This window comes from Zhihengliuella sp. ISTPL4 (assembly GCF_002848265.1).
Lineage (GTDB): Bacteria > Actinomycetota > Actinomycetes > Actinomycetales > Microbacteriaceae > Microbacterium.
Genome location: NZ_CP025422.1, coordinates 808590 through 821518 on the forward strand (window position 1 = coordinate 808590; position 12929 = coordinate 821518).

Annotated in this window: 11 protein-coding genes; all 11 read left to right on the plus strand. The window is 70.0% G+C overall.

Features of this window, described 5'->3' with window-relative positions:
* The first annotated feature begins 37 nt into the window (after nucleotides 1-37).
* On the plus strand, nucleotides 38-877 hold the full coding sequence (gene hisG / locus CYL12_RS03915) for an ATP phosphoribosyltransferase (protein WP_101845706.1): 840 nt from the start codon (nucleotides 38-40) through the stop codon (nucleotides 875-877).
* Nucleotides 877-1638 (plus strand): imidazole glycerol phosphate synthase subunit HisF, encoded by a 762-nt coding sequence (gene hisF, locus CYL12_RS03920; protein ID WP_101845708.1) that lies wholly within the window; start codon nucleotides 877-879, stop codon nucleotides 1636-1638. Before hisG ends, hisF begins: the two co-directional genes overlap by 1 nt.
* Nucleotides 1635-2018, plus strand: a complete 384-nt coding sequence (hisI, locus tag CYL12_RS03925; protein ID WP_101845710.1) for a phosphoribosyl-AMP cyclohydrolase — start codon at nucleotides 1635-1637, stop codon at nucleotides 2016-2018. The genes hisF and hisI overlap by 4 nt, the downstream gene beginning before the upstream one ends.
* Complete coding sequence (locus CYL12_RS03930) at nucleotides 2015-2605, plus strand: Trp biosynthesis-associated membrane protein (protein ID WP_101845711.1); 591 nt, start codon at nucleotides 2015-2017, stop codon at nucleotides 2603-2605. Before hisI ends, CYL12_RS03930 begins: the two co-directional genes overlap by 4 nt.
* Before the next feature lie 48 nt (nucleotides 2606-2653).
* Nucleotides 2654-2884: an HGxxPAAW family protein gene (locus CYL12_RS03935; protein ID WP_101845713.1), complete on the plus strand. Its 231-nt coding sequence runs from the start codon at nucleotides 2654-2656 to the stop codon at nucleotides 2882-2884.
* A complete protein-coding gene (gene trpC, locus CYL12_RS03940) occupies nucleotides 2884-3660 on the plus strand; it encodes an indole-3-glycerol phosphate synthase TrpC (RefSeq protein ID WP_101845715.1) in 777 nt (258 codons plus the stop codon). The genes CYL12_RS03935 and trpC overlap by 1 nt, the downstream gene beginning before the upstream one ends.
* Nucleotides 3657-4925, plus strand: a complete 1269-nt coding sequence (gene trpB, locus CYL12_RS03945) for a tryptophan synthase subunit beta (RefSeq protein WP_101845717.1) — start codon at nucleotides 3657-3659, stop codon at nucleotides 4923-4925. The genes trpC and trpB overlap by 4 nt, the downstream gene beginning before the upstream one ends.
* Nucleotides 4922-5725 carry a tryptophan synthase subunit alpha gene (trpA, locus tag CYL12_RS03950; RefSeq protein ID WP_085607528.1) on the plus strand — a complete coding sequence of 268 codons (804 nt, stop codon included), beginning with the start codon at nucleotides 4922-4924 and terminating at the stop codon, nucleotides 5723-5725. Before trpB ends, trpA begins: the two co-directional genes overlap by 4 nt.
* 10 nt (nucleotides 5726-5735) lie before the next feature.
* Entirely contained in the window at nucleotides 5736-6761 is a 1026-nt protein-coding gene (gene lgt / locus CYL12_RS03955; protein ID WP_101845719.1) for a prolipoprotein diacylglyceryl transferase, read from the plus strand.
* A gap of 142 nt (nucleotides 6762-6903) precedes the next feature.
* The gene (gene gltB / locus CYL12_RS03960; protein WP_101845721.1) at nucleotides 6904-11427 is read left to right on the plus strand and encodes a glutamate synthase large subunit; all 4524 of its coding nucleotides are present in this window, start codon (nucleotides 6904-6906) and stop codon (nucleotides 11425-11427) included.
* On the plus strand, nucleotides 11420-12886 hold the full coding sequence (locus CYL12_RS03965; protein ID WP_101845723.1) for a glutamate synthase subunit beta: 1467 nt from the start codon (nucleotides 11420-11422) through the stop codon (nucleotides 12884-12886). The genes gltB and CYL12_RS03965 overlap by 8 nt, the downstream gene beginning before the upstream one ends.
* Nucleotides 12887-12929: the final 43 nt, after the last annotated feature.

The following is a 12929-nucleotide window of genomic DNA, read 5'->3' on the forward strand; positions in this document are numbered from 1 at the left end:
GCGCTCCGGTCCCACTCCTTCGAACTGAAAGCCGTTCATGCTGCGCATCGCCGTTCCCAACAAGGGCTCGCTCTCCGAGACCGCCGCCGAGATGCTCGCGGAGGCGGGCTACGCCGGCCGCCGCGACCCCAAGACCCTGCATGTCATCGACGCCGAGAACGACGTCGAGTTCTTCTTCCTCCGTCCCCGTGACATCGCCACGTACGTGGCCTCCGGCGCGCTCGACGTCGGGATCACCGGTCGTGACCTCCTCCTGGACGTGCAGCAGCCGGCACGCGAGATCGAGCAGCTCGGCTTCGGCGCGTCCACGTTCCGCTTCGCCGGTCCTCCCGGACGCTTCACCTCCGTCCAGGACCTCGACGGCGTTCGCGTCGCCTCCGCTTACCCGGGCCTGGTGGGCTCCTTCCTCCGCGACCAGGGCGTGAACGCCGAGCTCGTGCAGCTCGACGGCGCAGTCGAGTCCGCCGTGCGTCTCGGCGTCGCGGACGCGGTCGCGGACGTCGTGTCCACCGGCACCACGCTCCGGCAGGCCGGGCTGGAGATCTTCGGCCCTGTGATCCTGGAGTCCGAGGCCGTGCTGATCAGCCGTCCCGGTGAGGCCGACGGCGTGGATACGCTGCTGCGGCGACTCCGCGGTGTCATGGTCGCGCGCCGCTACGTGCTCCTCGACTACGACCTTCCCACCGAGCTCGTCGATCAGGCCGTGGCCATCGCCCCCGGTCGCGAGTCCGCGACGATCTCGCCGCTCCGCGACCCGGCCTGGGTCGCTGTCCGGGTGATGATCCCGCGGCGCCGCGTCAATCAGGTGATGGACGACCTGTACGGGCTCGGCGCCCGAGCCATCCTCGTCACGGCGATCCACGCAGCGAGGCTCTGATGACCCTCGCGAGTCGCGTCATCCCGTGCCTCGACGTCGCCGACGGCCGCGTCGTCAAGGGCGTCAACTTCGAGAACCTCCGCGACATGGGCGATCCGGTGGAACTCGCCCGGCACTACGCCGCTCAGGGCGCCGACGAGATCACGTTCCTCGACGTCACCGCGACGGTGGATGCGCGGGCGACGACCTACGACGTCGTGCAGCGCACCGCGGAGCAGGTCTTCGTGCCGTTGACCGTCGGCGGCGGGGTGCGCAGCGTGGACGACGTCGCCCGGCTCCTCTCGGTCGGAGCGGACAAGGTCGGCGTGAACTCCGCGGCGATCGCCCGCCCCGAGCTCATCGGGGAGATCGCTGACCGGTTCGGTGCCCAGGTGCTCGTGCTGTCGCTCGACGTCAAGCGCGCGGACACCACGCGCTCCGGCTTCGTCGTGACCACGCACGGCGGCCGCACGCAGACGACGCTGGACGCGCTCGACTGGGCGCGCGAGGCCGCCGAGCGCGGGGCGGGGGAGCTGCTGGTGAACTCGATCGACGCCGACGGCACCCGCGACGGCTTCGATCTCGAGCTCGTCCGTCTCATGCGCGAGGTCGCGCCGATCCCCGTGATCGCCTCCGGCGGTGCGGGACGGGCGACCGACTTCGCTCCGGCCATCAAGGCGGGCGCCGACGCCGTGCTCGCGGCGAGCGTGTTCCACACCGGTGCGCTGACCGTCGGGGACGTGAAGGACGCGCTGCGCGCGGAAGGAGTACTCGTCCGATGACCGACACGCCGAAGCCGGACGAGGCGTCCGTCGACGACCGCATCGCGCAGGTCGCCTTCAACGCGGACGGGCTCGCCCCGATCATCGTGCAGCAGTGGGACTCGCGCGAGGTCCTCATGCTCGCGTGGGTGGACGCGGAAGCGCTCCGGCGCACGCTCACCTCCGGGCGTGCGACCTACTGGTCCCGCTCCCGCCAGGAGTACTGGCGCAAGGGCGACACGTCCGGACACATCCAGGTCGTGCGGGAGGCCCGCCTCGACTGCGACGGCGATGCGCTCCTGCTCCTCGTCGACCAGACCGGCCCCGCGTGCCACACCGGGACGCGGACGTGCTTCGACACCACCGACCTGGAGGCCGTCGACGGGGTGAGCGCTTCGTGAGCATCGCGCAGCGCGGTCGTTCCCTCTCCGTAACGGGTTTCCTGCTGGCCGGCGCCATCGGCATCATCTCGTCGACGCAGACCTGGTTCACGGTGCAGCGCGCGGATGCGGGGAAGGACATCCTCGTCCCCGGCGCCTCCGCCCTCGTGCTGCTGGCGCCGCTGAGCCTCGCCGTCCTCGCGCTGGGGGCCGCCCTGGCGATCGCCGGCCGTGCCGTGCGCGTCGTCTTCGGCGTGCTCGCCGCCGCCGCCGCGGTGTTCCTCGGCTGGTCCGCGCTGCAGCTCCTCGTCGGGGACGCGTACGCGGCGGTCGCCGCCACCGTCACGGAGACGACCGGCCTCGCCGGTAGCGGCGCGGTGCACGAGGTCGCCGCGAGCATCGAACCGTCAGCGTGGCCGTTCCTCGCGCTCGGTGGCTGGGTGATCCTGTTCGCCGCCGCCATCATCGTGCTGTCCACCTGGCGGCGCTGGAAGGTCGGCGGCCGGCGCTACCGGACCGACGCGCCGACCGACGCCCCGCACGACGGCCCCGTGGACGCGGTCGATTCCTGGGACGAGCTGTCCCGCGGGTCCGATCCCACGCGCTGACCCCGATAGACTGAATCCAGATCCGCACGTCGTCCCCCGGAGGAGAACATGACCAACCCGATCGCTGACCCCGGCCACGGACACTCGCCTGCGGCCTGGACCGCCGTCGTGATCATGCTCATCGGCTTCGCCGCCGGTACCGTCGCGTTCTGCTTCGAGCAGCCGACGCTGGTGTGGATCTCGGCCGCGCTGATCCCGATCGGGGCGATCGTCGGCTGGGTGCTCGCGAAGGCGGGCTACGGCGTGAAGGGTCCCAAGTACGCTCCGAAGGCGCACTAGTGGTCCTCGCCGACCTGACGGCCGGCGCTGTCGCAGACGCCGAGCGTCGCTCTGAATCCCGTCCGCTCGCTGTCGTCGAGCGGGACGCTCTCGCGCGTCCCGCGGCGAAGGACGCGCTGTCGTTCCTTGCTCCGGCCGATCGCGTGAAGATCATCGCCGAGGTGAAGCGTGCGAGCCCGTCTCGGGGCGCCCTCGCCGAGATCCCCGATCCCGCGCACCAGGCCGCGCTCTACGAGACCGGCGGAGCCTCCGCGATCAGCGTGCTCACCGAGGAACGCCGCTTCGGCGGCAGCCTCGCCGATCTGGAGGCGGTCACCGCCCGCGTCTCGCTGCCGGTTCTGCGGAAGGACTTCATCGCCACCCGGTACCAGGTTCTGGAGGCCCGCGCCACCGGCGCCGATCTCGTCCTGCTCATCGTGGCGGGGCTGGAGCCCGACGTCCTCCGTGACCTGTACGGTTTCATCCTCGAACTCGGCATGACGCCGCTCGTCGAAACCCACTCGGCGGAGGAGCTGGAGGCCGCGATCGACCTCGGCGCCGACCTCATCGGCGTGAACGCCCGCAACCTGAAGACCCTCGAGCTCGACCGCGATCTGTTCGGACGGCTCGTGGACCGCATCCCGGATTCCGCGATCAAGATCGCGGAATCCGCGGTGCTCACCCCGGCCGACGTCGTGCACTACCGCTCGGCCGGCGCCGACGTCGTGCTGATCGGCGAGGCCCTGGTGACCGGCGATCCGGTCGCCACCCTCAAGAGCTTCCTGGAGGCGAAGTGAGTCTGCGCGACCAGCACGGTCCGTTCTTCGGCGACTTCGGCGGGCGGTACATGCCCGAGTCGCTGGTCGCCGCGATCGACGAGCTGACGGTCGCGTACGAGGAGGCCATCGCCGATCCGGCGTTCCGCGCCGAGCTGGCCCACCTGCTGTCCTCCTATGCGGGACGGCCTTCTGCAATCACCGAGGTGCCTCGCTTCGCGGAGCACGCGGGGGGCGCGCGGGTCTTCCTCAAGCGTGAGGACCTCAACCACACCGGTTCCCACAAGATAAACAACGTGCTGGGACAGGCGCTGCTCACCAAGCGTCTCGGCAAGACGCGCGTGATCGCCGAGACCGGCGCCGGTCAGCACGGTGTCGCGACGGCGACTGCTGCGGCCCTGTTCGGCCTCGACTGCACCATCTACATGGGCGAGGTCGACACCGAGCGCCAGGCGCTGAACGTCGCCCGGATGCGTCTGCTCGGAGCCGACGTCGTCGCGGTGACCTCCGGTTCCCGCACGCTGAAGGACGCGATCAACGACGCCTACCGTGACTGGGTCGCCTCGGTCGAGACGACGAACTACATCTTCGGCACGGCTGCCGGACCGCACCCGTTCCCGGCGATGGTGCGCGACTTCCAGAAGATCATCGGCGAAGAGGCCCGCGCCCAGATCCTCGACGAGGTCGGCCGTCTTCCTGACGCGGTCGTCGCCTGCGTCGGCGGGGGATCCAACGCGATCGGCATGTTCGACGCGTTCCTGGACGACGAGGGTGTGCGGCTCTACGGCGTGGAGGCGGCCGGCGACGGCGTCGACACCGAGAAGCACGCGGCGTCGATCGAGCGGGGCCGCCCCGGTGTGCTGCACGGCGCGAAGACGTACGTGCTGCAGGACGAGGACGGCCAGACCGTCGAATCGCACTCCATCTCCGCGGGGCTCGACTACCCGGGCGTGGGGCCTGAGCACTCCTGGCTGGCCGACATCGGGCGCGCCGAGTACATCCCGGCGACGGACGACGAGGCGATGCAGGCTCTGCGGCTGCTGAGCCGCACCGAGGGGATCATCCCCGCGATCGAGTCGGCTCACGCCCTCGCCGGCGCGCTGCGGATCGGCCGCGAGCTCGGACGCGACGGGCTCATCGCGATCTGCCTCTCGGGCCGCGGCGACAAGGACATGGACACCGCCGCCCGGTACTTCGAGCTCTACGACGAGGAAGCCCTCGCGCACGACGTGTCCGAGGAGAGCGCTGCCGAGGAAGCGGCCTCGAAGGGAGAGCCGCAGCTGTGAGCCGCGTCGAACAGGCCATCCAGCGCGCGCACGACGCCGGCCGCAGCGCTTTCGTCGGCTACTTGCCCGTCGGATTCCCCGACCTGGAGACGAGCATCCAGGCGGCGATCGCTCTCGCCGAGAACGGCGTGGACATCATCGAGCTCGGGCCGCCCTACAGCGATCCGGTCATGGACGGCGCGATCATCCAGGAGGCGACGACCAAGGCCCTCGCCGCGGGCTTCCGGATGAAGGACCTCTTCACCGCCATCCGCGCGATCACCGCGGCGACCGACGTCCCGGTCCTCGTGATGACCTACTGGAACCCGGTGCTGCAGTACGGGGTGGATCGCTACGCCGAAGATCTGCTCGCCGCGGGCGGCGCCGGCCTCATCACCCCGGACATCACCCCGGAAGCGGCCGGCGAGTGGATCGCGGCCAGCGAGCGCCTCGGTCTCGACCGGGTCTTCCTCGCGGCTCCGACCTCGTCCGACGAGCGTCTCGACCTCGTCGTGCGCTCCTCGACGGGCTTCGTCTACACCGTCTCCACCATGGGGATCACGGGGGAGCGGGCCGAGCTCGACCGCGCTGCCCGCACCCTCGTGTCGCGGCTCCGCGACCACGGCGCCCGCCGCGCCTGCGTGGGCATCGGCATCTCGACCCCTGAGCAGATCGCCGGCGTCTCCGAGTACGCCGACGGCGCCATCGTGGGCACGGCCCTCGTCCGCGCCCTCCGCGACGGCGGTGTGCCCGCTCTCGCCGAAGTCACCCGAACCCTGGCCGCCGGCACCGCGTCGGCGCGCTTCGCCTCAGAGAAGTAGGATCGCACTCATGTCCTCCGCGCTCCACAGCACCGCCGCCGGCGTGCTCGCCAGCATCCCGAGCCCGCCCGTGTCGTACTTCGACCTCGGTCCGCTCCGTATCCACTTCTACGCGCTCTGCATCATCGCCGGCATCATCGTCGCCGTCCTGATGACCAACCACCGCCTCACCAAGCGGGGCGCGGAGCCGTGGGTGGTCATCGACATCGCGATCCTCGCGGTGCCGCTCGCGATCATCGGCGCGCGCATCTTCCACGTCCTCACCCACCCGAACTTCTACTTCGGCGAGGGCAAGAACACCTGGAACCCCTTCGAGCCGGGCTCGGTCTGGGCGATCTGGGAGGGTGGCATCGCGATCTTCGGTGCACTCATCGGCGGCGCCGTCGGCGCCTACCTCGGCTGCCGGTGGACCGGCATCCGCTTCTGGACGTTCGCGGACGCGCTCGCGCCGGGTCTGCTTCTCGCGCAGGCGATGGGCCGTTTCGGCAACTGGTTCAACCACGAGCTCTTCGGCCTGCCGACCTCGCTCCCGTGGGGCCTGGAGATCGAGTCCACGAACTCGGCCTTCCCTCCCGGCCTTCCCGAGGGCACACTGTTCCACCCGACGTTCCTCTATGAGGTCATCTGGAACGGCCTCGGCGTCCTCGTGCTGCTGTGGCTCGGCCGGAAGCTGTTCTTCCAGTGGGGCCGCCTCTTCGCGATCTACCTCATCTGGTACAGCGCCGGGCGCATCCTGTGGGAGTCGATCCGTATCGACCCGAGCGAGATCATCCTCGGCCTGCGCAGCAACGTCTGGGCCGCCATCATCGGCGTCGTCGTCGGACTCGTCATCCTCGTCGTGCAGACCCGTCGTCACCCCGGTCTCGAGCCCTCGCCGTACCAGCCGGGCCGCGGGCGGAAGGACGTGGACGCTGATGTACAATCGCAGGACAATCCCTCTGATTTCGTGGACGTGAGCGAGCCTCCGGCCGAAGAAGTCGCCGCCGGAGCCACTGCCACAAGCGCTGCTCCCACGAGCGGGGACGGCTCCCGATAACGCCGACTCGCGGCGGGAGAACCATTGCACTGAACGAGCGGGCCGACGACGTCCCCGGGTTTCACTGAAGATCTGAGGACGGTAACTGGTGTACTTCCAGCCCCCTTACGGCGCCTCCGGCGCATACCCCCCGAAGCAGGGCATGTACAACCCGGCGTTCGAGAAGGACGCCTGCGGCCTGGCCATGGTCGCGACGCTGCGCGGCGAAGCCGGGCACGACATCATCGCGCTGGCCCTCGAGGCCCTGCGCAACCTGGAGCACCGCGGGGCCATCGGTTCCGACGCGGGCACCGGGGACGGAGCCGGCATCCTCACCCAGATGCCGGACGAATTCCTCCGCGCGGTCACCGGCTTCGAGCTGCCGCCCGTGGGGGAGTACGCGGCCGGGCTGGCCTTCCTGCCTCGCGATTCGAGCGAGCGCCGCCAGCAGAAGGCCGGGATCGAGAAGATCGCTCGCGCGGAGGGGCTCCGCGTCCTCGGCTGGCGCGAGGTCCCCACCGCCAACGAGAACCTCGGCAAGCTCGCCGACGAGGCCCGTCCCGCCTTCGAGCAGCTCTTCGTGAGCGCCGGCGGCGCCACCCTTGCCGATGCGCCGCTCACCGGCATCGCGCTCGACCGCGTCGCGTACCGTCTGCGCAAGCGCGCCGGTCACGAGCTCGGTGCCTACTTCGTCTCCCTGTCCAGCCGTACGCTCGGCTACAAGGGCATGGTGACCACGCTCCAGCTCGAGCCCTTCTACCCGGATCTGCAGGACGAGCGCTTCGCCTCGGAGCTCGCCGTCGTGCACTCCCGGTATTCGACCAACACCTTCCCGTCGTGGCCGCTCGCGCAGCCGCTGCGGATGCTGGCCCACAACGGCGAGATCAACACCGTCGGCGGCAACCGCAACTGGATGCGGGCCCGCCAGTCGCAGCTCGAGTCCGAGCTCCTCGGCGACATCTCGCCCCTGCTGCCCATCTGCACCGACGGCGCCAGCGACTCTGCCTCGTTCGACGAGGTGCTGGAGCTGCTTACGCTCACCGGCCGCAGCCTGCCGCACGCGATCATGATGATGGTCCCGGAGGCCTACGAGAAGCAGGCCGACATCTCGCCGGAGCTGCGTGCGTTCTACGAGTACCACTCCAACCAGATGGAGCCGTGGGACGGCCCGGCCGCCCTCATCTTCACCGACGGCACGCTCGTCGGCGCGACCCTGGACCGCAACGGCCTGCGTCCCGGACGCTGGACGGAGACCACCGACGGCCTCGTCGTCATCGGCTCCGAGACCGGCGTGCTGCACTTCGAGCCGGAGCGCATCAAGCGTCGCGGCCGGCTGCAGCCCGGCAAGATGTTCCTCGTCGATACCGCCCAGCGCCGGATCGTCGAGGACGAGGAGATCAAGCACGATCTTGCGACGATGCACCCATGGCAGGAGTGGCTCGACGCCGGTTCCGTGCGTCTGGCCGACCTCCCCGAGCGCGAGCACATCGTGCACCCACCGGCTTCCATCACCCGGCGGCAGCGCACCTTCGGGTACACGGAGGAGGAGGTCCGCATCCTCCTCACCCCGATGGGCCAGACCGGTGTGGAGCCGCTGGGCGCCATGGGATCGGACACCCCGATCGCCGTGCTCAGCAAGCGCCCGCGGCTGCTCTTCGACTACTTCACGCAGCAGTTCGCGCAGGTGACCAACCCGCCGCTGGACTCGATCCGCGAAGAGGTCGTCACGAGCCTCAAGCTCGGCCTCGGTCCCGAGGTCAACCTCCTGACCTGGGGCCCCGAGCACACCCGCACGGTGTCGCTCGACTTCCCGGTCATCGACAACGACGAGCTCGCGAAGATCCGTCACATCGACAAGGCCCTGCCCGGGCGCTCGAGCGCCACGATCCGCGGCCTCTACCACTTCGACGCCGGACCCCACACCCTCGCGGAGCGTCTCACCGAGATGTGCGCCGAGGTCGACCAGGCCATCGAGGACGGCGCGGAGTTCATCATCCTGTCGGACCGGGACTCGAACAAGGACCTCGTCCCGATCCCGTCGCTGCTCATGGTGTCGGCGATCCACCACCACCTCATCCGGCGCGAGAACCGGATGAAGGTCGGTCTGATCGTCGAGGCCGGCGACGTGCGCGAGGTGCATCACGTCGCGACCCTCATCGGCTACGGTGCCTCGGCGATCAACCCCTACCTCGCCATGGAGACGGTGGAGCACCTCGTGCGCACCGGCTACATCACGGGCATCTCCCCGGAGAAGGCGGTCAAGAACCTCATCTACGCGCTCGGCAAGGGCGTGCTGAAGATCATGTCGAAGATGGGCATCTCCACGGTGTCGTCCTACGCGGGCGCGCAGGTGTTCGAGGCCGTGGGCCTCAGCCCGGAGTTCATCGACGCCTACTTCACGCGCACCGAGTCGAAGCTGGGCGGTATCGGGATCGAGGAGATCTTCGCCGAGAACCAGGCCCGCCACGACTACGCCTACCCGGAGGATGCCGCGGCCCGCGCCCACGAGCGCCTGTGGACCGGAGGCGAGTACCAGTGGCGCCGCGACGGCTCTCCGCACCTCTTCAATCCGGAGACGGTGTTCAAGCTCCAGCACTCCACGCGGACCCGCCGTTACGACATCTTCCGCGAGTACACGAAGCTCGTCGACGATCAGGCGGCCGAGCTGAAGACGCTGCGCGGCCTGTTCTCGCTGCGGACCGGCACGCGCAAGCCCGTGCCGCTGGACGAGGTCGAGCCCGTCTCGGCGATCGTCAAGCGCTTCTCCACCGGCGCGATGAGCTACGGCTCCATCTCCAAGGAGGCGCACGAGACGCTCGCGATCGCGATGAACCGGATCGGCGGCAAGTCGAACACGGGGGAGGGCGGGGAAGACCCCGACCGTCTCGTCGACCCCGAGCGTCGCAGCGCGATCAAGCAGGTCGCCTCCGGCCGGTTCGGTGTCACGAGCCTCTACCTCACCGAGGCCGACGACATCCAGATCAAGCTCGCCCAGGGCGCCAAGCCCGGTGAGGGCGGTCAGCTCCCGCCGACCAAGGTCTACCCGTGGGTCGCGCGGACCCGGCACGCCACGGCGGGCGTCGGGCTCATCTCACCGCCGCCGCATCATGACATCTACTCGATCGAAGACCTCAAGCAGCTCATCTTCGACCTGAAGCGGGCGAACCCCGAGGCGCGCATCCACACGAAGCTCGTCAGCCAGTCCGGCATCGGCGCGGTCTCGGCCGGTGTCGCCAAGGCGCTCAGCGACGTCATCCTCGTGTCCGGTCACGACGGCGGCACGGGTGCGAGCCCGCTGAACTCCCTGAAGCACGCCGGCACCCCGTGGGAGCTCGGCCTCGCCGAGACGCAGCAGACGCTCATGCTCAACGGCATGCGCGACCGCGTCGTCGTGCAGGTCGACGGCCAGCTCAAGACCGGTCGGGACGTCATCATCGGCGCCCTGCTCGGTGCGGAGGAGTTCGGCTTCGCCACCGCACCCCTCGTGGTCAGCGGCTGCATCATGATGCGCGTCTGCCACCTCGACACCTGTCCGGTGGGCGTCGCGACGCAGAACCCCGTCCTGCGCGACCGCTTCACCGGCAAGCCCGAATTCGTCGTGAACTTCATGGAGTTCATCGCGGAGGAGGTGCGCGAACTGCTCGCCGAGCTCGGTTACCGCTCGATCGACGAGATCGTCGGCCGCACGGAGCTGCTGGAGACCAACGCGGCGATCGCGCACTGGAAGGCCGAGGGCCTCGACCTCAGCCCCGTGCTGGAGGGACCGGCGTTCCCCGCCGGCGAGCCGCGTCGCAGTGGCCGTGCCCAGGACCACGAGCTCGACAAGCACTTCGACGTGCAGCTCATCGACATCGCGAAGGCGGCGCTGCTCAACGGCGAACCCGTCGTGGTGGAACTCCCGATCGCCAACACCGAGCGCGCGGTCGGCACGATGCTCGGGCATCAGGTGACCTCGCGCCACGGCGCCACCGGACTGCCGAAGGAGACGATCGACGTCACCCTCACCGGCACCGCGGGCCAATCGCTCGGCGCGTTCCTGCCGCCGGGCATCATCCTCCGGCTGGAGGGCGACGCGAACGACTACGTCGGCAAGGGCCTCTCCGGCGGCGACATCACGATCCGGCCGCCGCGCGGCTCCGCGATCGCCCCGCACGAGAACGTCATCGCGGGCAACGTGATCGGATACGGCGCCACATCCGGCACCATGTTCATCTCCGGCGTGGTGGGCGAGCGCTTCCTCGTCCGGAACTCCGGTGCGACCGCGGTGGTCGAGGGCGTGGGCGACCACGCGCTCGAGTACATGACCGGCGGCCTCGCGGTGATCCTGGGTTCGACCGGGCGCAACTTCGGCGCCGGAATGTCCGGGGGAGTGGCGTACGTGCACGCCCTGGACACCGGCAAGGTCAACGCGCAGTCGCTCGGCAGCGGCGAGCTGCGGCTCGAACCACTGGACCGTGCCGACCTCGAAGTGCTGCGCGGGCTGCTCGTCGAACACGTGGAGCGCACGGCGTCCCCGCGCGCCGCCGCCCTGCTGGAGGACTTCGACGCCAGCGCGGCGGAGTTCGTCAAGGTGCTCCCGCGCGACTTCGCCGCCGTGCGCAGCATGCGCGAGGAGGCACTGGCCGAGGGGATCGACCCCGACGGCGACATCGTCTGGAACCGCATCCTGGAGGTGACCGGTGGCTGACCCCAAAGGCTTTCTGAAGGTGACCGAGCGGGAACTTCCCGCTCGCCGTCCGGTGCCCGTGCGCATCATGGACTGGAAAGAGGTGTACGAGCCCGGCGACAAGGCGGTGCTCCGTCGCCAGGCAGGCCGGTGCATGGACTGCGGCGTGCCGTTCTGCCACTCCGGCTGTCCGCTGGGCAACCTCATCCCGGAATGGAACGACCTCACCTGGCGCGGGGAGGGGCGTGCGGCGATCGAGCGGCTGCACGCGACGAACAACTTCCCGGAGTTCACCGGACGGCTCTGCCCGGCCCCGTGCGAGAGCTCGTGCGTCCTCGGCATCAACCAGCCGGCCGTGACGATCAAGCAGATCGAGGTCTCCATCATCGACGAGGCCTTCGCCAAGGGCTGGGTCGAGCCGGAGCCGCCCGAGCGTCTGACGGGCAAGACCGTGGCCGTCGTGGGTTCGGGCCCCGCCGGTCTCGCCGCCGCCCAGCAGCTCACCCGCGCCGGCCACACCGTGGCCGTCTTCGAGCGCGACGACCGCATCGGCGGCCTGCTGCGCTATGGCATCCCGGACTTCAAGATGGAGAAGAGCCAGCTCGAAGCCCGCCTTCGTCAGATGCAGGAGGAGGGAACGCGTTTCCGCGCCGGTGTCGAGATCGGCAAGGACATCTCCTGGGCCGACCTGCGCGCCCGGTACGACGCGGTCGTGATCGCCACGGGCGCCACGGTCCCGCGCGACCTGCCGATCCCCGGTCGCGACCTCGACGGCCTCCACTTCGCGATGGAGTACCTCGTCGAGTCGAACCACGCGGTCGCGGGCGACACCGTCCCCGACCAGATCACCGCGGAGGGCAAGCACGTCATCGTCATCGGCGGCGGCGACACCGGCGCCGACTGCATCGGCACCGCGCACCGCCAGGGCGCGCTCAGCGTCACCAACCTCGCCATCGGCAAGCAGCCGAGCGAGACGCGGCCGGATCACCAGCCATGGCCGATGATGCCGACGATCTTCGAGGTGGCCTCGGCTCACGAGGAGGGTGGGGAGCGGATGTTCCTCGCGTCGACCGTGGAGTTCCTGTCCAACGAGGTCGGCGAGGTCCGCGCGCTGCGCGTGGCCGAGACCGAGTACATCGACGGCCGCCGCGTGCCCAAGAGCGGCACGGAGCGCGAGATCCCCGCGGACCTGGTGCTCATCGCGATGGGCTTCACCGGGCCGGAGCAGGACGGCTACACCGAGGACACCCGGCCGGAGGTCACCGAGCGCGGCGCCTTCCGTCGTGCCGCGAGCTACGAGTCGTCGATCCCCGGTGTGTTCGTGGCCGGTGACGCCGGTCGCGGTCAGTCGCTCATCGTCTGGGCGATCGCGGAGGGCCGGGCGGCGGCGGCGAACGTCGACCGCTTCCTCATGGGCACCACCGTGCTCCCGGAGCCGGTGCGCCCGAGCGATGTCGCGATCGGCCTCCAGCCCGCGTAGGCTGAGGCCGGCAGTGTCGCCTGTACGTAATCCCCCACTTCTA

Excerpts from the sequence above, each read along its gene's own strand:
- CYL12_RS03935 (WP_101845713.1), top strand. The coding sequence starts at position 2,654 with ATGACCAACCCGATCGCTGACCCCGGCCACGGACACTCGCCTGCGGCC.
- hisI (WP_101845710.1), top strand. The coding sequence starts at position 1,635 with ATGACCGACACGCCGAAGCCGGACGAGGCGTCCGTCGACGACCGCATC.
- hisF (WP_101845708.1), top strand. The coding sequence starts at position 877 with ATGACCCTCGCGAGTCGCGTCATCCCGTGCCTCGACGTCGCCGACGGC.
- hisG (WP_101845706.1), top strand. The coding sequence starts at position 38 with ATGCTGCGCATCGCCGTTCCCAACAAGGGCTCGCTCTCCGAGACCGCC.
- lgt (WP_101845719.1), top strand. The coding sequence starts at position 5,736 with ATGTCCTCCGCGCTCCACAGCACCGCCGCCGGCGTGCTCGCCAGCATC.
- gltB (WP_101845721.1), top strand. The coding sequence starts at position 6,904 with ATGTACAACCCGGCGTTCGAGAAGGACGCCTGCGGCCTGGCCATGGTC.